This window comes from Microbacterium sp. 22215, from assembly GCF_052045655.1.
Lineage (GTDB): Bacteria > Actinomycetota > Actinomycetes > Actinomycetales > Microbacteriaceae > Microbacterium > Microbacterium phyllosphaerae.
Genome location: NZ_JBQEPC010000012.1, coordinates 29079 through 54675, shown reverse-complemented (window position 1 = coordinate 54675; position 25597 = coordinate 29079). Strand labels below are relative to the sequence as shown.

The window sequence follows — 25597 nt, the reverse complement described above, 5'->3', positions numbered from 1 at the left end:
CAGAGCCGGTGCGTCGTTCGTCGACGACGCGGGCGGTCAGCCCTTGACGACGATGCTGACGATCTTGGGGGCGCGCACGACCACCTTGATGATCTCGCGGTCGCCGATCGAGCGGATGACGCGCTCGTCGGCGCGTGCCAGCGCCTCGAGCTCGGCCTCACCGATGCGCGCGGGCACCTCGAGCTGGGCGCGGACCTTGCCGCCCACCTGCACGACGGCCGTCACCGTGTCCTCGACGAGGAGTGCCGGGTCCGCCGAGCGCCAGGTGACGAGGCCGACGGAGGGCTCGTGTCCGAGGATCTCCCAGATCTCCTCCGCGGTGTGCGGTGCGATCAGGTCGAGCATCACGGCGATCGTCTCAGCGGCCTCACGGACCGCCGGGTCCGCTGCGCCTGCCGCACCGTCGATGGTCTTGCGGGTGACGTTCACCAGCTCCATCAGACGGGCGACGAGCACGTTGAACTTCGTCTGCTCGACCAGCGCGGGCGCATCGGCGAGCAGCTTGTGAGTGGCGCGGCGCAGCGCGGCGTCACCGCCGGCGAAGACCACATCGACGGGCGAGGAGACCTCGTTCGCGATGCGGAGGGCTCGGGCGAGGAACTTCTGGGCACCGGTCGTCGAGACGTCCGCCCAGTCCTTGTCATCTTCCACAGGGCCGGCGAAGGCGAGGCCCACGCGCAGCGCGTCGGCGCCGTACGCGTCGAGCTCCTCTTCGAAGAGCACGAGGTTTCCCTTGCTCTTCGACATCTTCGCGCCGTCGAGCAGCACCATGCCCTGGTTGATCAGGTTCGAGAACGGCTCCGTGAAGTCGATCAGGCCCATGTCGAAGAGGACCTTGGTGATGAAGCGCGCGTAGAGCAGGTGCAGGATCGCGTGCTCGACCCCACCGATGTACGAGTCGACCGGCGACCAGCGGGCTGCCTGAGCCGGATCGAACGCCACCGTGTCGCTGTTCGGCGACAGGAAGCGCAGGAAATACCACGAGCTGTCCACGAAGGTGTCCATGGTGTCGGGGTCGCGCAGGACGGGGTCGCCGCTCGCGGCGTCGACCGTGCGCACCCAGCTCTCGGCCGCGCCGAGGGGCGACGAGCCCTTGGGCTTCAGGTCGAGTCCCTCGACGCTGGGCAGCTTCACCGGCAGCTGATCCTCGGGCACCGGGATGATCCGGCCGTCCTCGGCGTGCAGCATCGGGATGGGCGTGCCCCAGAAGCGCTGGCGCGAGATCAGCCAGTCGCGGAGGCGATAGTTCTTCGCCGCGCGACCCGTTCCCGACGCTTCGAGCTGCTCGATCGCACGGGCGATCGCGTTGCGCTTGGACAGACCGTTCAGGGGTCCGGAGTTGATCATCCGGCCCTCACCCGTGAGAGCGATGCCGGTGGATGCGGGGTTCTGCTCGTCGAGAGCGGCACCCGTGTCGATCGGCACGCCCTCGTCATCGACCTCGATGACCGGCATCGCGCCGGTGACCGGCGCCGTCGTGTCGACGACGACCTTGACGGGCAGATCAAAGGCACGGGCGAAGTCGAGGTCGCGCTGGTCGTGCGCGGGCACGGCCATGACCGCACCGTGACCGTAGTCCGCCAGCACGTAGTCCGCAGCCCACACCGGCAGCTTCTCGCCGTTGACGGGGTTGATCGCGTAGCGCTCCAGGAAGACACCGGTCTTCGGGCGATCGGTCGCCTGACGGTCGACGTCGGTCGTCTTCTGCACGTCGCCCAGGTACTTCGCGAAGCGCTCGCGCACCTCAGCGGGAGCATCCGCGGCGAGCTCGCTCGCCAGGTCGGAGTCGGGGGCGACGACGAAGAACGTCGCGCCGTGCAGCGTGTCCGGACGGGTCGAGAACACGGTGACCGGCTCGTCGCGACCCTCGATCCGGAAGTCGACGTCGGCGCCGATCGAACGGCCGATCCAGTTGCGCTGCATCTGCAGCACCTTGTGCGGCCAGAAGCCCTCGAGCTGGTTCAGATCGTCGAGCAGTCGGTCGGCGTAATCCGTGATCTTGAAGTACCACTGGGTCAGCTTCTTCTTCACGACCTCGGCGCCGCAGCGATCGCAGCGTCCGTCGACGACCTGCTCGTTCGCGAGCACCGTCTGGTCGTTCGGGCACCAGTTGACAGCGCTCTTCTTGCGATACGCCAGGCCGCGCTCATGCAGCTTCAGGAACAGCCACTGGTTCCAGCGGTAGTACTCCGGGTCGGACGTGTGCAGCACGCGCGACCAGTCGAACGAGACGCCGTAGTTCTGGAACGCCTGCTTCTGCTGGGCGATGTTCTGGTAGGTCCACTCACGCGGGTCGGCCCCCTGGCGGATGGCCGCGTTCTCGGCCGGCAGACCGAACGAGTCCCAGCCGATCGGGTTGAGCACGTTGTGCCCTCGGTGACGCCAGAAGCGAGCCACGATGTCGGAATAGAGGTAGTTCTCGGCGTGCCCCATGTGCAGGTCACCCGAGGGGTACGGGAACATCGCCAGCACGTAGCGGCGGGGCCGCGTGTCGTCGTCGCCGCCGGTGAGGAACGTCTCGTTCTCCGCCCAGTACTTCTGCCACTTGGCCTGGATAGCGTGCGCCGAGGAGGTCTCCTCGTCGACGGGAGAGGTGGACAGGTTCTCAGACAACGAACGCACGACCAATCTGAAGGGAAAAGGGGATCAGTTCAGGATATCGGAAGCCCAGGCCGCAGGCATTTCCGCACCGAGCGCTGCAAGGGGCGCCCGGGCTTTGGTCGCGACCTCGGCGACCTCGGATGCCGCGACGGAGCGCCACGTGATGCCCCCACCCGCTCCGACCACTGCGCGCTCGTCGTCGATGACGATGCTGCGGATGACCATCGCCAGGTCGAGCGAGCCGTCATCGCCGATGTATCCGAAGCATCCGGCATAGACCCCACGGGGCCCACCCTCCAGCTCGTGCAGCCGCGTCATCGCCGACAGCTTGGGGGCGCCGGTCATACTCCCGGCGGGGAAGGATGCCTCGAAGAGCGCGCCGGCAGTGGCGCCGGCGGCGGCGTCACCGCTCACCGTGCTGACGAGCTGGTGCACCGCCGGATAGCTCTCGACCGCCCACAGGGCGTCGACGCGGATCGACCCCGGTTCGCACACCTGCGACAGGTCGTTGCGCATGAGGTCGACGATCATGACGTTCTCGGCGCGTTCCTTGACGTCGGTCGCGAGCTCTGCGGCGAGCGCGGCATCCTGCACCGGGTCCTGGCTGCGCGGACGCGTTCCCTTGATGGGACGGGTGCGGATGACTCCGCCTTCGGCGTGGAGGAACTGCTCCGGGCTCGCGCTGAGGAGGGAACGGCCACCGATCCGTACGAAGCCACCGTGATGGGCGGGGGTGGCGGACCGCAGCCGACGGTAGACCGACACGGGATCGTGCTCCCCCGGAACGGTGAAGCGGGTGGTCAGACACAGCTGGTACGCGATCCCCGCTCTGATCAGGTCACGACACCGTTCGATGAGGGCCTCGTAGTCGTCGGGCGTGTGGCGGGCCACGGCACGGCGCGGCTCTGCGGCGAGCGCGGGCGCTTCGCCGACGTCGGCGGATCCCCTGTCCGCCACGAAGACAGCCCACGCGTCCATGTCGGCCTCCGACGCCGCCACCCAGACTCGCCCCGTCGTGTGATCTACGGCGGCGAAGCGGGTGGTGCGCAGCCATGCCCCACCGCCCGGCTCTTCCGACTCGGACACCGGGGCACCTGCGGCGCGGGCACCCGTCTCGTAGTCGTACCACCCCACCCAGCCATCCCGCAGCGGAGGCCCTGTGGGGTCGACCCGCACCACCGATGCATCCAGCCTGACGTGCGCGGGGAACGCGGCGGGCTCTCCCGTGCCGATGAAGCTCCAGCCCTCGGCCGCGGACGCACCGGCGTCGAGCCAGAAGACGTCGGGTTCCACGCGCTCGAGCGCGAGGAAGAGCGCTGCAGGGTTCACCCCGTCCTCCAGGACGCGGGTGCTCAGGCGTTCGGGCACGTTCTCAGCCTAGGCGGCGGTGGCTCCCGTATTCTCAAGGGGTGGACGACTTGGTGCCGTGGCTGATCGACTTCATGCGGTCGATCGACCCGGTCGCTCGGACTCTCGTGGCCGGGCTCGCGGTGATGCTGGAGACCAGCGTCCTGATCGGCCTGGTGTTCCCGGGTGACACGATCGTCCTCGTCGCGTCGATCGGCATCACGAGCGTGCCGCAGGCGGTGGCGATGGTCATCGCCGTCGTGGTGGGTGCGCTGATCGGCGAGAGCATCGGCTTCTGGCTGGGCCGCTGGATCGGCCCCCACATCCGCGCGTCCTGGGTCGGGCGTCGAGTCGGCGAAGAGAACTGGGTGCGTGCGGAACGGTATCTCGCCCGCCGGGGCGGTATCGCCATCTTCCTCTCGCGCTTCCTCCCCGTGCTGCACTCGCTGGTCCCCCTCACGGTCGGGATGAGCCACTACTCCTACCGCCGCTTCCTCGCGTGGACGGCTCCCGCCTGTCTGCTCTGGGCCACCGCCTACGTGAGCATCACATCACTCGCCGCCGGCAGCTTCGACGAGCTCGCCGACAAGGTGCACTACGCGGGGTACCTCTTCGTCGGCATCATCGCGCTGTTCCTGATCGCGGTCTTCGTCATCAAGAAGGTCATCTCGCGGCTCGAGGCTCGTCACCTCGACATCTCCGACGCGAAGGACTCGACCGACGTGAAAGACTGAAGCAATGGCTTCGTCACCCCCGGCGCCCCGGATCCACTGGTTCGCGCGTCTCGAACACCGCCTCCACGTGTGGCGTGAGGGACGAGCGCGCCGTCGCGGTCGCACCGCGACCATCCTCCCGTTCCCCGGCTACGGCGGGCCCGGATGGGTGCGCGTCGTCGGGCGAGTGCTGATCGTTCCTCCCCAGCGCAGCACGAAGGACGGAGAGCCGGCGAGTGTGCGCGGCTGGCGGAGCTTCGTCGGGATCCCCGTGAGCTTCGCGAAGGTCGCCGTGCAGATCGGCGATTCGGTGCACCATGTCGTCGCCGACCGCGGCGGTGTGATCGATTCCGTCGTGCACGTGGAGCTCGAACCGGGGTGGCAGACGTTCACGTTCTCCGTCGAAGGACAGCCCCCGGTCGAGGCCACGGCGTTCATCGTCGCCGAGTCGACTCATTTCGGCGTCGTCTCCGACGTCGACGACACGGTCATGGTGACGGCTCTTCCCCGGCCGTTCATCGCGGCCTGGAACTCCTTCGTCGTCGACGAGCATGCACGCATCCCCGTCCCCGGCATGGCCGTGCTTCTCGACCAGGTACTGCGTGAGCACCCCGGTGCGCCGATGATCTACCTGTCAACGGGCGCCTGGAACGTCGCGCCGACACTTCGACGCTTCCTCGGCCGCCATCTGTTCCCCGCGGGTTCCATGCTCCTCACCGACTGGGGTCCCACGCACGACCGCTGGTTCCGCAGCGGACGCGAGCACAAGCTCACCAACCTGCGTCGCCTGGCGACGGAGTTCCCGCACGTCAAGTGGCTGCTCATCGGAGACGACGGCCAGCACGACGAATCGATCTACTCGGAGTTCATGGACGAGCACCCCGGCTCGGTGGCCGGTGTCGCGATCCGTCGCCTTCTGCCCGCAGAGGCTGTGCTCGCCGGTGGACGCGCGGGTCACGAGCCGCACTCCGAAGACGTCGCCCCCTGGGTGAGCGCCGAAGACGGCGCGGGCCTGCGCGATCTCCTCGGCGAAGCCGGCATCCTCCGCTGACATGACCGCATCCCTGTCCCGGCGCGTCTGGCTGGAGCGCGAGCGCGCGCACCAGGAGCGAGCGGATGCCCTCACCTCCGCACACCGTGAGAGGGCGTCCCGACGCGAGAAGCACCCCGTCTGGGACTTCCTCTTCACCTACTACAGCTACAAGCCTGCCCAGCTGCGTCGGTGGCACCCCGGTGCGGGCGTGGAGCTCGAAGAAGCCCCCGAGCGGCTGAGCTGGCGCTGGTACTCACCCGGGTCGAGCGAGCACAGCGCCGTCCCCGACGCCGCGACGTTCGCGGGTGAGAAATCGGAGCTCGCTGCGCTCATCGAACGGATGCTGCGTCGCACCGCCTCACGTCCTGGACAGTTCGGATGCTTCGGTCTGCACGAGTGGGCCATGGTCTACCACGCCGACGAGCACCGGCATCCCGTCCCCCTCCGCCTCGGACAGGCCGGGACGGATGCGGTGGTCGAGAACCATGACCTCCGCTGCACGCACTTCGACGCCTTCCGCTTCTTCACCCCGGAGGCGGTGCCGCGCAACCGCACCGAGCTGACACGCGACGAGCAGTCCCTGTTCGAGCAGCCCGGCTGCCTGCACGCCGGCATGGACCTGTACAAGTGGGCGTTGAAGCTCGGCCCCCTCGTGCCCGGCGAACTGCTGCTCGACGCGTTCGAGCTCGCCCGCGACATCCGACTGCTCGACATGCAGGCAGCGCCCTATGACCTCTCCGCCTGGGACGTCATCCCGGTGCCGATCGAGACGGCTGAGGGCAAAGCCGAGTACGTGCGTCAGCAGCGCGTCTTCGCCGACCGCGGCACCCGTCTTCGCGGCGAACTGCTGCAGGCGTGGCTCGGGTCCGCACGCTCCGTGGCCCTCAGCGCCTGAGACGTCAGCCGGCCGGTTCGCACTCCGCACACAGCGACCACTGGGCGCTCGACGTGGTGGACTGCAGACGCAGGGACAGGACCCTCGTCGCGGCGTCGGCGAGTCGCTCGGCGGGGAGCGTGCCTGCGTCGACGGCCGCGGTGATCCCTGCGACGATCTCTGACGCGGTGTCCGCAGTCGACCCGGCGATCATGAGCACGAGGTCGCTCCCGGCGACGACCGCGCTGACGGCATTCACCACCGGGTCGGAGTACTCCGGAAGCCCCGAGGACTGCAGCATCCCGAGGTCGTCAGTGACGATCACTCCGTCGAATCCCAGGTCCTCGCGGGCGATCTCGTGCCAGCGGGCCGAGAGCGATGCCGGCGCGGAGTCGACCGCTGTGTAGGCCAGATGACCGAACATCAGCAGCGAGGCTCCCGCATCGATGCCGGCGACGAACGGCACCGCATCGCTCGCCCGCCACTCCTCGAGCGTCTCGCCTGTCGTCGGGATCGCGTGGTGCGAGTCACCGGGGGCGGCACCATGCCCCGGAAAGTGCTTGAGCGTCGACGCGACGACCTGCTCCTGCGCGATCGTGGCGGCCTCGACCCGATCCGCCGATGACGTCGGATCGGTGCCCAGGGCCCTGCCGTAGATGAAGGACGCGGGGTCGGCCGTCACATCGGCGACCGTGCCGAAGTCGACGCCGATGCCCATCTTCGCGACGAGCGCCGCCCTGGCGGAGAACGCCGCCGAGGTGTCGGCCACAGGCAGCGTCTTCAGCGTCGTCGAGGACGCGTAATCATCACCCGGCAGGCGCGAGACGATGCCGCCCTCCTGATCGATCGCGATCAGTGGGGGAAGCTCCGGGTCGACCGTCAGCGCCGTGGTGAGTGCCACGAGTTCGCCATCGGTCGCCGGGATGTTCGCCCCCATCAGGATGAAGCCGCCGAGCCCCTGCGCCATGTACGCACTCAGGGCCGTGGTGTCGGTCGTCGGGATGTGCCCCATCACGATGCTCGCCGCCTGTTCGGCTGTCGTCATCTCCGCCACCAGTGCCTCGGCACGAGCATGGGGTCCTGGCGGGTCTGTGGCCGCGCTCGTCGCAGGCGCGCCCTCCGTCTGGTGAGCCGATGCCGTCGCGGAGACGTTCAGTGCCGACAGCCCCACGACCACGGCCGCTGCGACCGCCCAGGCACGACGCCGGAACACGGCCTCAGGCGCTGAGGGCGTCGACGATCGGCACAGCGGTGTCGTCCGTGCCGTTTCCGAACCGGATCGTGCGGCCGAAGGTCGAAGGGACGCCGAGGGTCTCTGCGATCACCGCGGCGACATCGGCGCGCGAGACCTCGCCCTTGCCCTCAGGATCGAGGACGATGCGGCCGGTCGGCTCGTCGAAGGTGAGGGTTCCCGGGCCGAGAATTGTTCCGTCGAGCTCGGTACCTCGAAGGTGCTCGTCGGCCGCCCACTTCGCGTCCGCGTAGGGGAAGAAGTCGGCATCCTCCGGCACGCCGTGATCGGCTTTCGATCCGATCCACGACACCATCACGTAGCGTTTCGTGCCCGCGTCCGCCGCAGCATCCATCGTGCGGATCGCGGCGTCGCGATCGACCGCATAGGTGCGCTCCGCGGATCCGCCACCGGCCCCCGCAGACCACACCACGGCGTCGTGCCCGCGGATGATCTCCGCGAGCTCGGCCGTGCCGAGGGTCTCGACATCTGAGACAAGTGCGCGGGCCCCGGTCTTCTCGACCTCCGCGACGTGATCCGGGTTGCGGATGACCGACGTGACCTCATCACCGCGGGCGACGAGCACAGGAGCGAGGAGCAGAGCGATGCGGCCGTGGCCGCCGAAGACGATGATTCGCGACATGTCTTCACCCTACGCGCCTCTACCGACGCCGGCTCGGGATCGGGTCAGCGAGGGCCCGGCGAGCTGTCGATCACGAAGGCCTGCGGGTGATCAGGGAGGTAGCGGACGACGACCGGCTCGCCGTACGGCAGATAGGCGTCACGATCGGGGTACACGGCAGGCGTGAAGAAGTTGCTCTCGACCGTGTACTCGACGCCGCTCGACGTTGTGAACGTCACCCAGTCGCCGTCGACGGTGCCGGTCGTCGGCTCACCGTGCTCGGAGATGTACGCGCGCGTGACCGGGACGCCGATGAGGCTGAGGATGCCGATCACGAGGTTCGCCACCATCAGGACGGCGAGGATGCGGAACACGATGCGTCGGATGGCGTCCGCTGTCCGACCGGGCGTGGCGACGTCGCCGTGCAGCAGCCCTTCGCGTTCGCGGACGCGTCGTAGGGAGACTCCAGGAGCTGCACCCGGCATCGACATCGCGAACAGACCGAGGATCGAGAAGCCCGCGATGAACACCATCGCGTATCCGTGGGAGGCGGGGAAATTGATCAGCCAGATCAGGGTGTCGAGGACATTCACCGGCCGGCCTCCTTCTCGATCGTCACGGCCACGGTCTGAGGATCCTCCCGGCGGTAGAAGGCCCAGATCGGCGCGCCGACCTGGAACCGCGAGATCGCCTCGGGGTAGGCGAACACCGTCGTGTCGGTCTCCCATGTCGACGCACCCTCTGGAGCCATGAGCACCTTCAGCTCGAGCTCGCTCTGGCCCTCCAGGCGACGCCCGGTCGGCCGCACCGCCAGCACCGATGCAGGCACCTGGGTGCCCGTCGTGCGAGCCTTCACGAGTCGAGGATCGACCAGTCCCCGATCGATCCGCCACTGCAGCACCGCGTCGCGAACCGTCGGGTCGGCGATGTCTGCGAGTTCGACCGTGTCCTGATCCGCGAGGCTGTACTTCACGGGGATCGGGTGCCCGATCTGCAGCGAGGCGAGGTCGCTGGGGTCGACCAGCATCCGCAGCTGCCCGATGAAGTCCTCCCCTGCTTTCGGTGTGACCCGGACGAACAGGTCGTACTGGGGCACGTCGTTGACCGAGAGGCCTGTGCGGGAGATCTCGACGATGCGGCCCACGCCGATCTGCGATTCACCTCGGACCCTCCTGCGGCGACCGAGGCCCGACATCGTGCCGCCGAAAGTCAGGATCAGTCCCCAAGCGACCCCGATGAAGATCGGCCCGCCCAGGGTGTCCTCCCCGGAGAACGGCAGGATCGACTCGCGCTGATTGATGCCGAACAGCCCCTCGCCGGTCCAGATGACGAGCCACGCCGACAGCAGCAACCAGATGACCAGGACGACGATGCGGATCATGCCCTCAGCGTAGCGAGGGTGCATCGCCAGGCTGAGGACCGGGGTCCGGAATACATCAGATCACTGGGCGCGAGCGGACGCACCGGCCAGCGCCCGCTGCACACCCTTCGCCGCCGATCGTCCCGCCCGGTTGGCACCGATCGTGCTCGCCGAGGGACCGTAGCCGACGAGCTGGATGCGAGGATCCTGCACCGCGGTCGTTCCGCGGCCGTTGCGGTCGAGCTGGATGCCGCCCGCCGCGCTGCGCAGGTGCAGCGGCGCGAGATGGGCGATCGCGGGGCGGAATCCGGTCGCCCACAGGATCACGTCGACCCGTTCGAAAGACCCGTCAGCCCAGCGCACGCCGTCGGGCTCGATGCGCGCGAACATGGGGCGCCGTGCGGCGTAGGCCCCCAGACGCTCGGCCTCGCGCTCCTGCGGACGCAGCATCAGCCCCGTCACGCTCACGACGCTCTGCGGAGGAAGACCCTGCGCCACCCGCTGCTCGACGAGAGCGACCGCCGCGGCACCGGCTTCCGGGGTGAAGTCGTCGTTCCGCCACACAGGCTCTGTGCGGGTCGCCCAGAGGGTGTCCGTGAGCGGAGCGAGCGCTCCGAGGAACTGCACGGCCGAGGCGCCCCCACCGACGACGAGCACCCTCTTGCCGATGAAGTGCTCCGGCCCCGGGTAGTCGACCGTGTGCAGCTGCTCGCCGATGAACGTCTCCATCCCCGGGTAGTACGGGAGAAACGGATGCGTCCAGGTGCCGGTCGCGTTCACGAGGGTGTGTGCCCGCCACTGGCGGTCTCCCGCGTGCACCACGAGGATGCCGTCATCGTCCTCCACTCGATCGACCCGCACAGGGCGGACGACCGGGAGTCTGTGCGCCTTCTCGTAGGCCGCGAAGTATGCCGGAACGGCCATATTGGCTCGTTGCCCGTCGCGCGGAGGAGGCGCGTCGTCCGGAAGCTCGGCCACCCCGTGCACATCACGCATCGTGAGCGCATCCCACCGGTGCCGCCATGCTCCCCCGGGCTCGGCATCGGAGTCGAGCACGACGTGGGAGATGCCGAGGCGGGTCAGATGGTACGAGGCCGACAGACCTGCTTGACCCGCGCCGATCACGACGCTGTCCAGGATGCTCACGGTGATCTCAACGCCATCGGACCAGCGGTTGTTCCTGAGCGCGCGGCGACGCGCCCGAGAGCCCGGCCCCGATTGGTGTTGCCCGCGGTCCGTGTAGTACTCTGTTCAAGTTGCTTCGAGCAGTGAGGAAGCAGTTCTGGGCCTGTGGCGCAGCTGGTAGCGCACCTGCATGGCATGCAGGGGGTCAGGGGTTCGAGTCCCCTCAGGTCCACAACGAAACCCGCGAGAGATCGCGGGTTTTCTTGTGTCTTGCGGGGCTCGCCAATTCGAGAATGCGGGCAATCGCAAGGGGTTCTGCCCTGATTCTCTGCCCACGCCGTACCGTCGGGACCTTGAGGGATACCGCAGGACTCGCCGGGAGTGTTCGCGGTTCTGCACACACTTCAAATGTGCGACGCCACAACCTGCCCGTACGCGACGGCACGTTCGACTGACTGCTGCCCGCACTCTCCCTGATGGACGGACCCGAGGGCGAACGTGTCTACACGAGAAACGCAACCGTCTGCGGGCACCCGCACGGTGAACAACAACCGGACAATGGCGCACAGGACAGCATCATCGATGCCGACTCCGCGCATCTCTTCCACGGATTGAGGGGGTGCGCGAGCCAGCCGAGTCGCCACTCAGAAACGACTTGTCAAGAGTCCCATGCGACAGTTATCGATGGAGCACCTCCTCACCGCTCACGCCGTTGATGCGTCCTGAGGAAACACCCCAGGACGCCCAGGTCCCCCGCCAGAGAGCGAAGCATCGAGATACGCCGAGGGACGACGCGCCCCCGATATGCTGTGCAGCAACACACCTGGGGGGGGACATTGAACGAGCTCCGAATGAGTCGCGCGCGACTTTACGTACTGATCGATGCTTTCGAAGCCGACCTGCGCGCGAGCATCGAACGATATCTTCTCGATCACCTCGATGAGAACCAGATCTACACAGCGGGTGAACTCGCCCAGATTGAGGGGCGCCGAGAATCACTCGGCGATGCGGAGTCGAACGCCTCAGTACATTTCCTTGACCTTCAGACTGGCATCGATGTATTGGCTCGGCATAAGGACCTGCTCCCTCACGAGCTCATGGTCGAGTTCCGTGACAACCTGCCGCTACTGCCGAAGCTCACCCCTATTCGACACCGCGTTATGCACGGACGACCACTGGCCGACACAGATCCGACGACTGCAGTAGACCTGCTCACCGGACTTCGTTCTCGTCACTGGCCTGACACCAAAGGCGTCCTGAAGCACCTCGAGGTCGATCCCGCGTGGGAGCCACTGTTTGAGAAGCAGTCAGCGCCCAACGAGAGAACTTTGCACAACCTCCCCGAGGTGGACTACGACGAGACGAGCTTCATTGGTCGGAAGGATCTTCGGGTCAAGCTCATAGACACTCTGAGGCGTCGGCGCAACCCTGTCACAACGTTGATCGGTGAAGGTGGAATCGGAAAGACTGCGCTTGCTCTCGATGTCGCGTATGAACTTCTCGACAGCGATGACAACCCCTATGAAGCCATCCTTTGGGTTTCACTCAAAACCGAGAAGTTGACTGCATACGGAGTCGAAGAGCTCCGGGGAGCTATCCGCGGCGTGGACAGCACGATCCGCGAACTCGGGCGTGGGCTAGATTCCGACTTCGGTGGCTCGTTGCAAGAGTTGTCAGACGCGCTAGATGGCATCGAGACCCTTATCATCATCGACAATCTGGAGTCCGCGCACGGCGAGGAGATCGTGCAGATGTACGACGCTCTTCCCCAATCGGTCACCTACCTCTTCACCAGCAGGTGGGGCATCGGACAGCTAGAGCGTACTGTGCCAGTGCTGCCCCTTAACGAGACGGAGTCCGAGCTCTTGCTACGGAAGTTCGCGTCCGCGCGGGACCAACGCACGCTCGCGTCGCTTAGCCCAGTAGCTGCTAAGAACACCGTGAAAGTGCTCCGGTACAGCCCTCTCGCTATTCGCTGGTTTGTCCTAGCCAGCGAAGCTGGCCGTATACCGCTGGAAACTCTTCGCGATCAAAGCGAACTGTTGGAGTTCTGCGTCAAGAACGTGGTCGATACCTTGACTACGGACTCCCGAGCGGTCCTCGACATCCTCCGGACACTGGATCGCGCGATCTCCTTCGACGAGTTTGCTGTTCTCACCGAGATGTCTGTCGATGCTTTGCGCCGAGCTACGCAGGAACTAACACGAGGATCGCTAGTACTGGTGGAAGCTGACGCTGCTGGCGCCATCGCCGGGCGCCTTGCGCTCACCGCTACGGCCCGCATGTTCCTGCAGAAACCGTCGGTCAATACGAGCTTCCTGTCGACGGTTCAAAAACGAGAGCGCGAATACCGCGCTGCGCTCGATGCTGGTGGCAAGAATCGACGATATCCGCAAGTGACGCCACGCGATTCGAACGACAACCCCGCGGTCTTCCTGTTGCAGTCCGCTGAGAACCTGAGCCGAACCGGCAATTACGCAAAAGCAGAGGTTCAAGTCAAGCGCGCGCTTAGCTTCAATCCGGAGTTCTCCGAGGTGTATCGAGTGTGGGCGAGGTTGCTCGCCGAGCAAACCCAATACGAAGCTGCCGTGTCTCAGCTCCAGTCAGCTCTTTCCTACGCTCAGGACGACGCGTCGCGGGCCAGGGCGCATTACGAGATGGCCGACGTCCTCGCGCGGAACCTTCGTGATACTCCCGGAGCTCTACCGCACGCGGAGAAAGCGTCTAGCTTCGAGCCGTGCTCCGACACGCACTTTCTTCATGGGAGGATCCTGTACTGGAACGGAGACTACGCCGGGGGCCAAGAGGAACTCGAGATGGCTCTGGATGGAGCCAGTCACCGCCAGGCGATCGCAATCACCACTGCGCTAGTCGACAGCTGGGGCCGATGGGCGGACACACACCTTCGAGATCATGAAGCGGAACCCGCGCTCACCAAATCGCTGACCGGGTTTCATCAGGGACGCGCCCTATTAGAGAAGTATCCTCGCGACGGTCGCCTCTGCAACGTGACGGCGGAGTGTGTCCTCCACGCCGTGCGTTCACTGCACCGAGTCCCCGATCATGCGCTTGCGCGGCATTCCGCAGCCTTGAGGCAGACCGGGGCGTTCGTCTTGAAGCACCGCGGCCTAATCGATTCCAACAAACGTCGCCTCCTGCGCGACGCGTTTGACAGAGCAACCTTCCGAGACATCCTCGGGAGCGAAACGCAGCGAAGCCTTGAGCACGCGCGAGGCGACCTCGTAGCGAGTAGCCAGCCCGCGAAGCGATAGCGGACGCGAATGAAGGTCTATCCGCGCCTCCGCAGATTCCAACGAATGGATGTGCGCCCGACGTCACTATGAGAAACGGCTGTGGCGCGGAGGCGCCTCCATCCCGCAGCAAAGTCGAATCGCGGCAGGTCCCGCGGTCGACGTGACTCGCAAATTATCCGATCTGCGACGAACGGCTCTCGCTATGCATTCGTTCCACGCGGGTCAACTGAACCGCACCCGCCTTGAATGGATGTTTCACGACGATCCTCCGAGTACCTGACGCCAGCGCCCGCCGAGAGATCGAGTGGCCCAGTCCTCCGATAGCCGCGACGCATAATCTAACGCGCCGCGGCCATCAGTAACGAGTGCTAGAACTCGACTTCCGTGTGAACAGAGCATGCGCAGCGGCACGAGCGCGCCGTCTGCGGCGACGCGAAGGGGTCACTGCCCTCCTCCCACTCGCGCCACGGGTCTGCCTCTCCGGTGCTCCAGAGCTCGATTCGGAAGTCCAGGTCCGCATCATGCGTCCTTTCGACCTTCTTCAAGACCCGCCCCTCCGAGAAGACCTCCAAAGAGCTCTGCAGCTGGTATTCCGAAGGAAGCTGGACGGCGACCGTGATGCCGCCACGCTGAGACAGGCGCCGCGCGTGCGCGAGGACTCGAGGGCCTTCATCGTCGAAGTTGTCGTCGCCGACTGAGAAGACGAGCAAGGTGTCGCCGTTGCTCCCGATGTAGAGGTTGGGCGACTTCATCGTCCAGTACACGCCGTCCTTGATGCTGTCGGTAAAGCCGGGAACGTGGTTCGTCATATCAGAGTCTTTCGTTAGAGTGCGTCTTGGAGTTGGGATGCGTATCGCATCCGGACTAGCGCTATGCGCGCCGCTCAACAGAGAAAACGTTCCGCTCCAACGACAGGTCGTGCCGAAAGCGTGAGGACAAGCGAGACGTGCGATTCGCCCCTGAACTTCCAGCTCGTCGGCGGTGGTCCGGCGCGACCTGCGCCTCATCACCAACGGGCATCGCGACTAAACGGGAAGCGCAGCCCGCCAGATCTAGTCCCGATGGACGAGACGAGACGAGACGAGTCGAGACGATGACGGCGTTGGCCAGACTCATCTTTGGAGTCAGAACTCCTCGGGGCGCCACCCTGCAGCATATTTCTCGGCGAGAACAACAAGTGCGGTCTCACCGTCAGCGCGGCGAAGTCGTTGAACAGCCTCCATCAGCTTCCCTTCCCCGCCGGAGACTCGGACCAGTCCGTCCCATGCGAGTCGCACTTCTTCTCGAACATGGCGGGTGCCGTCGCTCTGGGATCGCGCGACGGATGATGCGGATTGGAGAAGGGCCCGGACTTCCGTTGGAGTTATCAACGTCGGTGCGACGTAGGCCTCCTGCTGACGCTCCGCGACCAACCAATACACGCGGAACAGGTTCCACTCCCGGTCGGGATTAGCCGACGGGGTCTCAAGGACTCGGTGGAGGAACGCGTCGTCAAGTTCAGCAGTGCACTCCGCGGAGATCAATGCGTTGTTCGGATCTTCCACGCGCCCGACGCTTCGGATCAGGACCTCCTGGGACGAGTAGGAGTGCACGTTCGCGATGATCTCGCGGACAGCTGCATCACGTGCCTCTTCATCGGGGAACTGCTTGAGTAAGCGGATGACCACGCGGGTGACCACGATGTCCGGCCTCATCAGATCGAACATTCCGCGATTTCGTCGTTCTGGGATGTCCGCAATGAGATTCAACAGCGTCGAGGTGGCTGGCACTACGGACTGAGCTGGGTACTCGCCCTGATATGTTTCGAGCCCCGTGATTACCGGCTCCAGGCTGTCGACAGGCAACGACCTGAGGTACTCCTCGAAGGCGCTGGGATCGCTCATCCGGGCGAATGCTAGCTCCGATTGCTGAAATGCGACCAGGTCCGTCGGAGCGGTACGCCCGAAGTACAAGTCGAGGTACCCGAGGTACGCGACTCGGTGCTCTCGTTTCCAGGAGTTCACCCAATCTGGACCGTAACGGTTGTTCTCTATATATGTTCGAGCGGCCGGGAACAGTCGCCGAATAGCTGCGCGCGCAATCTCGGCGTCCGGCCCTGCAGTCTTCAGCAGTTGGTCGATGGCTGCCTGGCTCTGAGCCTTGTCGCTGCGGTCGTAGTAACTCTGCGGCTCCGTGAGCGTGACGCGAGCGTCATGGAGGGCCATGAAGATCTCCGGCCGGAAGACTCGCAGCGCCTCAAGGGCGAGAAGGTCCACCGTCTCGATCTGACCTCCCAGGGCGCGCAATGCCGGCCGAGCGGATAGAGCGAGTCGTGTGACATCGCGCAGACTCCCCAGGAGCGGTTCGATGATCTCGACAAATACGTCTAGCCACAGCCCGCTCGTGAATCGGAGGTCATCCACGCCCTCGAGAACCAGGTCGAGGCGCTCGAAGACTTGCATGCGAAGGGTCTCGGTGGGAATAGTCGGCAGATCGAAACTGAGCTGCAGAATCTTCTCCAGATACAAGCGTCCTGGAACTCCATCCTATTACGCTTTCCAAGACGCCCGGGGTCCGAGGAGGATCGACCGTCGAGGCCGAGCACGTCCCTCCACGGCGTGGCCTGCTGAGCTCGAGTCGCGCTTCAGCGGCTAGGACTCGTGCGCTACTTCTCGTCTCTTGCGAGAAGAACCCCTCTCTGCCGTCTCACCGGCATTCTGTCTTTCCCCTCCTACCCCGCCAGCACTGGATCACGATGTACGCGCGCGACCTGCTCACTTCGGGCAAAGGGACAGTTCCTGAGCTCTCGTGCTTTTCCGAGAGCAGGCCGGGCGGACGCCCGCGGCGCAGTTACTCTCGAGACACACCGCTGATACAACTCACTCTCAACTACCAAGCAGTCACCCGCCCTAGCGGGAGCCGCGACCCGCGAGCCCGCGTCCCGCCGGCTGCTGCGCCGCGTCTATCTCTCATCTTCCTTGGCTCTCTGCAGCACGGAGATGCCAAACAGTCGCGCTTGACGCTCCCCGTTATTCTCTAGACGAACGCGGACACACCGAATCGGCTCGCCTCTCCCGTCTCGGAGCTCGCTTCCGCGTGAATCCACGCTGACTCTCGCGCGATCGATCGCCCCCTGAGGAATCGAGATGTGCCGGGTGTACCAGCCTTCCGAGTGGGCCCCCATGTCCTCGACTCCGAGAAGTTCTCCATCGACCAGGATCCGAAAAGCTCCCGCGTCGGTGCCGCCGCAGAGATCGAGCTGCAAGATCGAGAGAGAGTTTGTGGGAGCCACCGCAAGCGTGTAGGCGAACCAAGCTCCGACGCCCGGTCCGGCCGCTCGATATCGTCGACTCGCCTGGTATCCGGTAGCCGACTTACTGCGTTCGAACGCCTTGCCAGCTTCTGCGTTGCTGTCGTCGAAAGCGGTGACTCGGTCGATCAGCGCCTGCCCTTCAGCCCTACGTCGAGAAGGATCGGAGCAGTCCTCAGCTTCACTTTCTTGGACAGCGAAGTAGATGGCGTAGCGAGCGTCATCCAGCCACTCGTACGGCTCGAGAATCAGTTCGTCGCCATTTCTGTTAAGGTCTCGCAACTGAAACCGCAGACGGCAGCCAGGAATCGCCGGCACATGCGAGGCGATGTCTTCAAGCCAACGAGTGGGACTTTTCACCTGAATCACGCGGGGCGAGGAAGTATCCGCCGTACTCATCCGAACGAGCACTCCTGCCTCGTACGAATCGCCAACGCGCACTCGGTTGATAGGAGCCGCGAGGAGCACGGGGCCATACGCGAAGGCAGCCCAGTCGGGGTCCTCGGCGTGTGTGATTGCGGTAATGGAGCTCGGCAGCTGAAGACGAATCTCGTCACCGTCCGAGACGGTAAGCTCGATGAAACCGCCCTGGCGAACGCGATGCACGACGCGCCCATGCCGAGTCAGCGTCGGCTCCCCCGATGCCCAAGCGGGAATGCGTAAGTGCAGACGGACGGTAGGGACCGAAGGACCACAGCTCACCCGGATCTGTACGTGGTCGTCCCCAGGAAGGTCCGCGGTCACCTCCAGGACAACATCGTTCTGGAGATCGACGATTTTCGACGTCCAGTACTGCGTGACTGCGAGATGCCCGAGGCTGGAGTATGCAGAGGATGCGCCTAGTGCTGAGAGGGATTCGATCCCGGTGCCCTGGTCGCACCAGAATTCACCCTGCGGCGCACCGAAGACCTTAGCGTATCCCGCGGTCATGGGTTGAAAGTACGTAACCATTGCAGTATCGAAGTTGGCCGAAGCGACGACCGAATTGCGGAGAGCCCACTCATCGTAATCTGCGTACCCGACGTCCCCCGTCAGCGCGAAGAGGGCTTGCGCAAGCTTTCGCATGTTGTAGACGTTGCAGCCTTCAGCAGTGGAGTTCTCACCGTAGCCCCACGTGATGCCATTCGTTGCCTGGTTCATCAGAGTGCCCGGCGGGTGAAAGTGTTCTGCGATGCTGTTGCCACCGTTCGCGTAAGTGTGGTCGCGAAGAACGATGGCAAAGAAATTTTCCGCTGCACGTCGATAAACATCGGCCGGCAGCGGCGCATCACCGCCGACATTCATCCCGGCGAGCACCCGATAGCGCGTGATAGCGCCGATGACTTTCGGGATGGTCGTGTTTGCGTGCTTGCCCGCCAACACATCCTCGCCGCTGGCGAGCCGACGGAACAGATCAATTTCATCGAAATGCTCCGCCGCGCGCAGGTGGGCGGGGTCGCGGGTGACCTCGAACAGGTTGTACAGCGCTTCGTTCATTCCGCCGTACTCGGTCTGCTGAAGCTGCACGTCATCGTCGTAACGGTCTGCCCAGTCCCCCAACCATCGTCCGAACGCGGCGGCGATGAGAAGCGCTCGATCGCCAAGTGCGCCTGAAACGTGGCGGTACACGTCGAGAAGGCCCGCGAGAACCTTGTGAAGGTTGTAAAAGGGGACGAGGAGACCGTCCTCCCCGGCAGGGAGATAGGAAACGGGGAAGGGCGCAACGTACCCCGCATTACCAGGGTCTCGGCGGGCGAGTTCGCTCTGTACCCGAGCCAAGCCATCGATGGCGACTCTCAGAGCAGCGACGGCTCGGTCCCGCGATCGATCCCTGGCCAAGGTCGCGGATTGTGCCATTGCGCTCAAGTAGTGCCCGAAGAAGTGCCCAGTGAAACGTAAACCTTGGTCGCGTTCCCAACCGCCATAGCCGGCTCCCGATTGACACGGAATTCCCGCGTGAACAAACCAGGCATGCAGAAACCTCTGGGGGTCGAGTGACAGGAGGTAATCGAAATTCCGGTTCGATAATGAGCGAAGCTTCGGGTCGCCGAGCTGGACGGATCCGGGTGCAAGCGCGTTCCACCTCGAACGCGCGTCGAGAAGCGGCGATTGCAGCGAGCGAACCTCGAGAGTCGACTTTCTCGCGAACGGCAGTCTAGACATTCAGCGAGGAGCCCCGGATCGAGCGCTCTACCAGCGAGTATCCCGAGCCCTTTGGGCCGTCGACAGGCAGCGATGGCGTGGGAACGGCGCTGTCGCGGTCGCAGACCAACGTCCCGTCGACGACCTGAAGGCGGGCGACGTGCAGCGTCGTACGTCGGCCTCCGTCCGGGTGCGTGAAGTAGAAGATCAGCGCGTCATCATCGCGCACGACGACATCAGGGTGCTGGCCGATGGCACCGTCGTCGGGGCCTGTACCAGGCGCTTCCAGGATCATGCCCTGGCGTTGCCAGGTGTCGAGGTCAGCAGAACGGTAGACTGCGAGGCCACGCCATTCGTCAACGACCATCCAGTACGCACCCTGGAGCGCGAAGACGTTGGGGCCCTCGTGAGGCGTTTCGGTGACCGCCTGCCGAGGACGATCCCAGGAGTAGAGATCGCTGCTGTCGGTGCTCCAGGTGTGGCAGTCGTCGGCCTCATCCTTGTACCAGAGACGCCATCCGCCGTGTGCGAGGGGAAAGACGCAGGCATCAATGACGAGGTTGCTGGACAGTTCGAGTGTTTGGACGAATGACCAGTCCCACAGGTTCTCACTGACGTAGTGGCGGATGGTACGTGCATGGCCGATCCAAGTGGAGGGAATGCCGTCAATCACGCTGACGAACATATGGAACGTCTCGCCGTGTTGGATGATCTCTGGAGCCCAGTACGTGTGGGTGCCTGGTTCCGTGTCGAGACCGTTGAGCGTGCCGCGGTACAGCCACGATTCGCCGCCGTCGACGGTGGATGCGATCCCCAGGGCGGTGCCGTGGATCCAGGCAACGTCGTCGGCAAGCGCAAGGTTTGCGCGCCGGGCTGTGTAAACCATCCACCACGCGTTCTCATGCGGGTTCCAGATGAGAGTGGGGTCAGCGGCGCCGTCGTAGATGGGATCGCGGAACAGGGGTCGGGGGGCATAGTTGGTCATGGAGTCTCCAAGAGGGTTTTGCGTTCCGCCGTGCCGATGGCGAGCACGGAGCCGTGCCTTGCGCCCGTCGGAAGCTGGGCGTGTGGAATGTGTTCCCATTCGCCCGTCGTGAGATCTGAGGTCTGGAACAGCTGATAGCCACGCAAAGCGAACTCGTCGATTAGCAGAAAGAACCCTCCGCTCCGATCGGCGAACACAGCTGGCCCTTCTCCGCGGGCGAGCTCAGGCTTGCCGACATCCACGCGCAACGATCGGTAGGAGGGGTCTTCCAGCGCGGTGCCCTTCTCGATGAAAATGTGGTGTCCGATGCCGGCATTTTTGTCTTGTCCGTGTGCGTTCGCGGAGAACCGGTACCAAACCCCGTCGTGTTCGAGGAAGGCCGCGTCGATCACGTCATGCCCAGGATCGAGGTACGTGAACGCCGGACCGAACGAGATGAAGTCCTCCGTCGCCGCGGCAAGCAGGCGCTGATGACTGGGAATGGAGCGGCCTTCGGGATAACGCGCGGACGCCCAGATCACGAGGAATGCGTTGCGCTCGGCTGACCACACCGCCTTCGGTGCCCAGGTATTGCCGGCGTCTTTCGGCGACACGGAGACGAGATGAGGCCCATCCCACGCGCGGAGGTCATCAGTCCACCAGACAACGACGTTGCGCGAGCCCTCCCGCACCGCCCGGTCCCAATCTCCGTCCGCTGCGACGCGCAGGTCAGTCGCAATGATGAAGATTCGGCCGGAGTGCGGATGACGGATGAGGAACGGATCGCGCACTCCTCGCTCGCCGACCGTCGATGTCAGTACGGGCTGCCCACCTCGTAGAGGTGTCCACCGTGTTGGATCGTCGAGATCCGACACCGCGAGTCGCACCTGTTCACCATCGTCGAACGCTTCACTCGTGAAATACGCCATCAGATAGGCGCCGGCCGTCATTGCTCACCATCCACGTGGACCTCGAGGACGACGTCGCGCAGGTGAGGGGCAAGGTCGCGTTCCGGTGTGACAGCGAGATCGGGGCGACCGTCAGCGCGCCAATGAACCCTGCGGATGCCGGTCGCTCGACGGGTTTCCGATCGGTCGGAAAGAGCGTGGAAAGCGATCAAGGTATCTTCGCCTGCCCGCACGAAACTCACGTGTCCCGGGCCGAACTCGCCCGGAACGGAGCGGGTATCAAGGGCGGGATACGGCTGGGGCTCCCACGAGGCCGGGTCTAGGAGGTCTTCGCCAACGTCAGCGGTAAGAAAGCCGGTGGCATAGTCCGGCCCTACTGCAGCAGCGGCATAGGCGAGGTGGATGCGACTATTGCGGATGAGCGCATACGGACCTTCGACGACGTTCGTATCTGTCAACTCCCAGCTGTAGCTGCCGGAATAGATCCGCGCGGCGTCACTCTTTAGTTGGGCAGGTTTCGCGGGGTCGACCTCCGCGATCCACAACTCGGCGTCCCCGGCGAGGTCGCCCACAATAGATCGCTGTGACCATAGGTAATAGGAGCGCTCCTCCGCCTCGAAGTACGTCATATCCAGACTGATCCCGGGGAGGTCTGCGGAGATCTGCAGCGGCTGGCCGTGGCGGTTGCGGACAGGTTCGGGCGCCGACCAGTCCGCGGCGACCGTGAGGTCGCCTCCCGCGCGCAAGGTCATGATGTGGCATTGCACGCTCCGCCAGTCGCCGGTGCCAAGGCTCGGCGCGAAAAGGACCCTGACATGGCCGCCGATAAGGTGAAGCTCTGGGGCCCAGAAGCACCCGTCGATCCCGGCTGAGCCCGTGCCGAGGATCTTGTGGTCGGGCGCCTCTGCAAGATCTCGAATCCGGGTCGCTTCCCGGATGAGCAGTCCGTAGTCATCGCCGCGATCATCTTCGTCCGTCGCGATCAGGTACCACCGACCACAGTATGAGAAAAGGACCGGATCCGCGCGCCCTTCCACGAATGGAAAAGGAAGATCGAGGATATCCACGCGCCCTCGCACGTGATGCACCCCGGGCGTCGACAACGCATCCAGGTCCGCAGCGTCCCACGTGACGTCTGCACGTCGAGCGGAACCATCGCTGTAGTGGATGCGGGCTCCGGAAGCGAGGATGGCGTCGCGAGAAGCGTTTGCGGGCGCTTCCACTTGTACTGACACACTCTGTACGGGTTCGAGTCGAGTGATCAGCTGGCGCGCTTCCTTGGCGAGGACATGGAGCTCGGCCTGGTCCGTGACGTGCTGGACCGTTGGCGACACCGTCCACTCGTCTTCGTCAGTGAGCAAACGTGAGGCGAGAATGCCGGCGTCATCCCTCCAGGTGAGGGTCGGTTGGCCGCCCACGACGCCGACGCGGAGATCGTGAACGCCGGCCCGCGTGCCGAGCTCGATTCTCTGGAAGACGATGTCGTCCCATTCCTGTGTGCGGGCGAGCAGTAGCGCGTCGTCGAGGAGTTCTCGTCCCGCGGAGTCCCGGGGAACGGCCGCAATAACGTAACTATCCGCCACGCGGAGTGCGACGGGGTCCGTCAAGGTTTGCATCGTCTGGCGGCCATCCGCGGCCAGTTCGGACGTGGCGTATGCGATGCCGCCACCCGAGCGCAAGTGGTGCTGGTCGCCGTCCTTCCTGATCGCCAGGTGCAGGGCGTATCGCTGTGCGGCGGGGAGGTCGCCCGCGCCGATCCCCACGACCAGTCGCGTCGAAGATTGCGGGTCGAGGTCGCGGCGAAATCCGCCGGCACGCCTGATGACCTCCAGGCGGCCGTCATCGTGGTGTAGGAGCTCATCGAAGACCACTTCCCTCTGATGCCCGCTTCCGCCGGCGATCGCGAACCGGTGGTATGCCACGATCCACTCGTCTTCCGAGACTTCGAGAACGCAGTGATGTCCGGTCCCTAGGTATCCGAGTTCCGGTTCCGCTTGGATGAGGACGCCGCGGTCCAGCCACGGCCCGTGCGGGGAGGCCCCCGTCGCGTAGCGCACCCGATACTCCGGATCTCTCGTGTCGTTTTCGGACCAGGTTGCGTAGTACACGCCGCCTCGCCGATGAATCGTGATCGCTTCTCGAAATCCCGTGGGCACCCAGTCGGCCACTTTGTCGCGCGCGAAGGACATCATGTCGTCGTTGAGTGCGGCGATGTGAGCGACTCCGTTCCCCCACAGCAGATACCACGTGCCGTCGTCGTCCTGGAAGACGGACGGGTCAATCGCCACGCCGTCATAGTCGTCAGGGCTGATCAACGGCCGCCCGAGATCCTGGAACGGGCCATCAGGACGGGAGGCACGGGCCACTCCGATACTGTTCCCGCCTGCGGTGTAGTAGAGGAAGAATGACCCGTCGCGCTCTGCTATCGCCGGCGCCCAGGCCTTCTCGGTGGCCCAACCGACTTCGCGCCCGAGACGAAGCACCTCCCCCGCCGGAGTCCAGGTGGCGAGATCTGAAGACGAAAAGGCCGAGAACGACGTCGCGCCCCATCCAGCTATTCCGTCGGTCGTCGGATAGAGCCAGTAACGATCTCCCACCCGGAGCAGCGCGGGGTCGGCGTAGAAGCCGGGGACCGGGGACGGGGACGTGAAGTCGGGCGGAGCCGTCGTCATAATTCTCTCTCCATCGAAAGCGGTGATCGATTGTGTCAGTTCGCCACTTGCGTTTCAGCCGCGAAACTGTATCGTTACATGCGCCAGTCGATCTCGCAACTAATCGGGGTTGTCCCCGATGAAACAGAAACTGTAACGATACAGCGTCGTTTGCGAGATTCCCGCACCTACAAGGAAGAAGCAATGATGCCCTCCACCTCACACAGCAACCGCGCGCGGTCCCGAGCGCGGCGCATTTTCACCCTGACCGCTGCTGCAGGAACGTCCGCTCTCCTCCTCGCGGGTTGCGCTGGACCCGCAGCAGAAGATTCCGGATCGACGACGGTCCGCTTCCTCTCGTGGGACGATGCCGCGATGATGCAGCCCATCATCGATGCCTTCGAGGATGAGAATCCCGACATCAAGATTGAGATCTCCAACGTCGCGGATGTCGCGCAATATCAGAGCACCCTGCAACCGCAGTTGCTATCAGGCACCGCGCCCGATGTGTTCATCCTCGGGTCAAAGGTCGAGATGACCGGAGCGGGCTACGTCGAGGATCTCTCGGATCAGCCATTCGCGGACACGCTTTCCCCCGCGAACGTCTCGTATGGCTCGTACGAGGGCAAACTCTACGGAGTCTCCGTTGCATCCTGGGGCGGCGGCTTCGCGTTCAACGCCGACGCGCTCAAAGAGGTCGGCGTGAATGGCCCCGAGGATTATCCGCAGAGCTGGGACGATCTGCTCACGCTGATCGACGACTTGAAAGCGGCGGGTTGGGAGACTCCGTTCCTCGAGGCGAATGCGACCGGCATTCCTAGTTCACTCTGCGCACTCTCGGGTATCGCGAACGCTGAAGCCGGCGGCGACCTCGATGCGCAGGTCTTCGCCGGCGAGACCACTTGGGCCGAGCACTGGACCGAGCCCTGGGAGCAGTGGCTTCGCCTCTTCGAGGAAGGCCATGAGACCCGTGACGTCGTAGGCATCTCCGGAGAACAGGCACAGCAGGAGTTCGCTAACGAGAACGCCGCGATCATCGGTGGTGCATCCTGGGCGATGGGACAGTTCAACGAACTGAACACGCCCTTCGAGATCAGCTTCATGCCAGTGCCCGGCACCGAATCGGGAACGAGCTACCTGTGCGGCGCTGCCGGTCCTGCCGTATCGGTAAACGCCGCCAGTGAGGTCAAAGACGAGGCCATCGCATTCGTCGAGTTCCTGACGACTCCGGAAGCCGCCAAGCTCTACAACGAATCGACCGGCTCCATCACCACCGTGGCCGACTTCACTCCCGTCGTCGATCCTGCCCTGGACCCGATCCTGGGACAGATCCAGGAGGGTGACATCTACCTCCCGGTCGTCAACTGGCCGCAGTACCAGGACGCCCTCGACGCGGAGCTCAACGTCGTCGTCCAGCGGATGATCCTCGGCGAGCTCTCTGCAGCGGAGGCTGCAGAGGCACTCGACGCCAAACTCGCCGAAGTCCAGGGCTGACGCCAGCGGG

General features: G+C 64.8%; 18 protein-coding genes and 1 tRNA gene. 6 read left to right on the top strand and 13 right to left on the bottom strand.

The genetic code is table 11. From position 1 onward, the window contains the following. Window positions 1-36: 36 nt before the first annotated feature. Together leuS and ACTJKH_RS16655 are read right to left on the bottom strand one after the other, a co-directional pair. Window positions 37-2613 (bottom strand): leucine--tRNA ligase, encoded by a 2577-nt coding sequence (gene leuS / locus ACTJKH_RS16660; protein ID WP_440737872.1) that lies wholly within the window; start codon window positions 2611-2613, stop codon window positions 37-39. A 33-nt stretch (window positions 2614-2646) separates the two neighbouring features. Next, complete coding sequence (locus ACTJKH_RS16655) at window positions 2647-3969, bottom strand: anthranilate synthase component I family protein (RefSeq protein WP_440737846.1); 1323 nt, start codon at window positions 3967-3969, stop codon at window positions 2647-2649. Between the two features lie 41 nt (window positions 3970-4010). Between ACTJKH_RS16655 and ACTJKH_RS16650 the strand changes: the two genes are divergently transcribed. Genes ACTJKH_RS16650 through ACTJKH_RS16640 form a run of 3 tightly spaced genes read left to right on the top strand, consistent with a single transcriptional unit; the run spans window position 4011 to window position 6589 of the window. Continuing rightward, window positions 4011-4682 (top strand): DedA family protein, encoded by a 672-nt coding sequence (locus ACTJKH_RS16650; RefSeq protein ID WP_440737845.1) that lies wholly within the window; start codon window positions 4011-4013, stop codon window positions 4680-4682. A gap of 4 nt (window positions 4683-4686) precedes the next feature. Further along, a complete protein-coding gene (locus ACTJKH_RS16645) occupies window positions 4687-5712 on the top strand; it encodes an App1 family protein (protein WP_440737844.1) in 1026 nt (341 codons plus the stop codon). Between the two features lies 1 nt (window position 5713). Continuing rightward, entirely contained in the window at window positions 5714-6589 is an 876-nt protein-coding gene (locus ACTJKH_RS16640) for a 3-methyladenine DNA glycosylase (protein WP_440737843.1), read from the top strand. 4 nt (window positions 6590-6593) lie between these two features. Here ACTJKH_RS16640 and ACTJKH_RS16635 read toward each other — a convergent pair whose 3' ends face one another. From ACTJKH_RS16635 to ACTJKH_RS16615, 5 genes are read right to left on the bottom strand one after another with little or no spacing between them, the layout of a single operon-like run. Further along, window positions 6594-7781, bottom strand: coding sequence for a glycoside hydrolase family 3 N-terminal domain-containing protein (locus ACTJKH_RS16635; protein WP_440737842.1), 1188 nt, complete (start codon window positions 7779-7781; stop codon window positions 6594-6596). A gap of 4 nt (window positions 7782-7785) precedes the next feature. Next, window positions 7786-8442 (bottom strand): SDR family oxidoreductase, encoded by a 657-nt coding sequence (locus ACTJKH_RS16630; protein WP_440737841.1) that lies wholly within the window; start codon window positions 8440-8442, stop codon window positions 7786-7788. A 44-nt stretch (window positions 8443-8486) separates the two neighbouring features. Next, window positions 8487-9014 (bottom strand): hypothetical protein, encoded by a 528-nt coding sequence (locus ACTJKH_RS16625; RefSeq protein ID WP_440737840.1) that lies wholly within the window; start codon window positions 9012-9014, stop codon window positions 8487-8489. Beyond that, entirely contained in the window at window positions 9011-9802 is a 792-nt protein-coding gene (locus ACTJKH_RS16620; RefSeq protein WP_440737839.1) for a hypothetical protein, read from the bottom strand. The genes ACTJKH_RS16625 and ACTJKH_RS16620 overlap by 4 nt, the downstream gene beginning before the upstream one ends. Before the next feature lie 60 nt (window positions 9803-9862). Then, the gene (locus ACTJKH_RS16615) at window positions 9863-10927 is read right to left on the bottom strand and encodes an NAD(P)-binding domain-containing protein (RefSeq protein WP_440737838.1); all 1065 of its coding nucleotides are present in this window, start codon (window positions 10925-10927) and stop codon (window positions 9863-9865) included. Between the two features lie 138 nt (window positions 10928-11065). Between ACTJKH_RS16615 and ACTJKH_RS16610 the strand changes: the two genes are divergently transcribed. Next, a tRNA-Ala gene (locus ACTJKH_RS16610) sits at window positions 11066-11138 on the top strand. Window positions 11139-11757: 619 nt separating this feature from the next. After that, on the top strand, window positions 11758-14178 hold the full coding sequence (locus ACTJKH_RS16605) for an NB-ARC domain-containing protein (RefSeq protein WP_440737837.1): 2421 nt from the start codon (window positions 11758-11760) through the stop codon (window positions 14176-14178). Window positions 14179-14528: 350 nt separating this feature from the next. Here the strand turns inward: ACTJKH_RS16605 and ACTJKH_RS16600 are convergent, their stop codons facing one another. From ACTJKH_RS16600 to ACTJKH_RS16575, 6 genes are all read right to left on the bottom strand, one after another. After that, window positions 14529-14969, bottom strand: coding sequence for a hypothetical protein (locus tag ACTJKH_RS16600; protein ID WP_440737836.1), 441 nt, complete (start codon window positions 14967-14969; stop codon window positions 14529-14531). A gap of 315 nt (window positions 14970-15284) precedes the next feature. Continuing rightward, window positions 15285-16601 (bottom strand): hypothetical protein, encoded by a 1317-nt coding sequence (locus ACTJKH_RS16595; protein WP_440737835.1) that lies wholly within the window; start codon window positions 16599-16601, stop codon window positions 15285-15287. 500 nt (window positions 16602-17101) lie between these two features. Beyond that, a complete protein-coding gene (locus ACTJKH_RS16590) occupies window positions 17102-19591 on the bottom strand; it encodes a beta-L-arabinofuranosidase domain-containing protein (protein ID WP_440737834.1) in 2490 nt (829 codons plus the stop codon). Beyond that, complete coding sequence (locus ACTJKH_RS16585) at window positions 19584-20555, bottom strand: family 43 glycosylhydrolase (RefSeq protein ID WP_440737833.1); 972 nt, start codon at window positions 20553-20555, stop codon at window positions 19584-19586. The genes ACTJKH_RS16590 and ACTJKH_RS16585 overlap by 8 nt, the downstream gene beginning before the upstream one ends. Beyond that, complete coding sequence (locus ACTJKH_RS16580; protein WP_440737832.1) at window positions 20552-21484, bottom strand: glycoside hydrolase family 43 protein; 933 nt, start codon at window positions 21482-21484, stop codon at window positions 20552-20554. The genes ACTJKH_RS16585 and ACTJKH_RS16580 overlap by 4 nt, the downstream gene beginning before the upstream one ends. Next, complete coding sequence (locus tag ACTJKH_RS16575) at window positions 21481-24114, bottom strand: family 43 glycosylhydrolase (protein WP_440737831.1); 2634 nt, start codon at window positions 24112-24114, stop codon at window positions 21481-21483. The genes ACTJKH_RS16580 and ACTJKH_RS16575 overlap by 4 nt, the downstream gene beginning before the upstream one ends. Window positions 24115-24192: 78 nt before the next feature. Here ACTJKH_RS16575 and ACTJKH_RS16570 point away from each other — a divergent pair, with 78 nt between their 5' ends. Beyond that, window positions 24193-25587, top strand: a complete 1395-nt coding sequence (locus tag ACTJKH_RS16570) for an ABC transporter substrate-binding protein (protein WP_440737830.1) — start codon at window positions 24193-24195, stop codon at window positions 25585-25587. Window positions 25588-25597 lie beyond the last annotated feature (10 nt).

Bases quoted from the DNA above. Each gene is read 5' to 3' on its own strand.
- ACTJKH_RS16645 (WP_440737844.1), top strand. From the start codon at position 4,687: ATGGCTTCGTCACCCCCGGCGCCCCGGATCCACTGGTTCGCGCGTCTC.
- ACTJKH_RS16640 (WP_440737843.1), top strand. From the start codon at position 5,714: ATGACCGCATCCCTGTCCCGGCGCGTCTGGCTGGAGCGCGAGCGCGCG.
- ACTJKH_RS16630 (WP_440737841.1), bottom strand. From the start codon at position 8,442: ATGTCGCGAATCATCGTCTTCGGCGGCCACGGCCGCATCGCTCTGCTC.
- ACTJKH_RS16620 (WP_440737839.1), bottom strand. From the start codon at position 9,802: ATGATCCGCATCGTCGTCCTGGTCATCTGGTTGCTGCTGTCGGCGTGG.
- ACTJKH_RS16605 (WP_440737837.1), top strand. From the start codon at position 11,758: ATGAGTCGCGCGCGACTTTACGTACTGATCGATGCTTTCGAAGCCGAC.
- ACTJKH_RS16600 (WP_440737836.1), bottom strand. From the start codon at position 14,969: ATGACGAACCACGTTCCCGGCTTTACCGACAGCATCAAGGACGGCGTG.
- ACTJKH_RS16595 (WP_440737835.1), bottom strand. From the start codon at position 16,601: ATGCAAGTCTTCGAGCGCCTCGACCTGGTTCTCGAGGGCGTGGATGAC.
- ACTJKH_RS16590 (WP_440737834.1), bottom strand. From the start codon at position 19,591: ATGTCTAGACTGCCGTTCGCGAGAAAGTCGACTCTCGAGGTTCGCTCG.
- ACTJKH_RS16585 (WP_440737833.1), bottom strand. From the start codon at position 20,555: ATGACCAACTATGCCCCCCGACCCCTGTTCCGCGATCCCATCTACGAC.
- ACTJKH_RS16580 (WP_440737832.1), bottom strand. From the start codon at position 21,484: ATGACGGCCGGCGCCTATCTGATGGCGTATTTCACGAGTGAAGCGTTC.
- ACTJKH_RS16575 (WP_440737831.1), bottom strand. From the start codon at position 24,114: ATGACGACGGCTCCGCCCGACTTCACGTCCCCGTCCCCGGTCCCCGGC.
- ACTJKH_RS16570 (WP_440737830.1), top strand. From the start codon at position 24,193: ATGCGCCAGTCGATCTCGCAACTAATCGGGGTTGTCCCCGATGAAACA.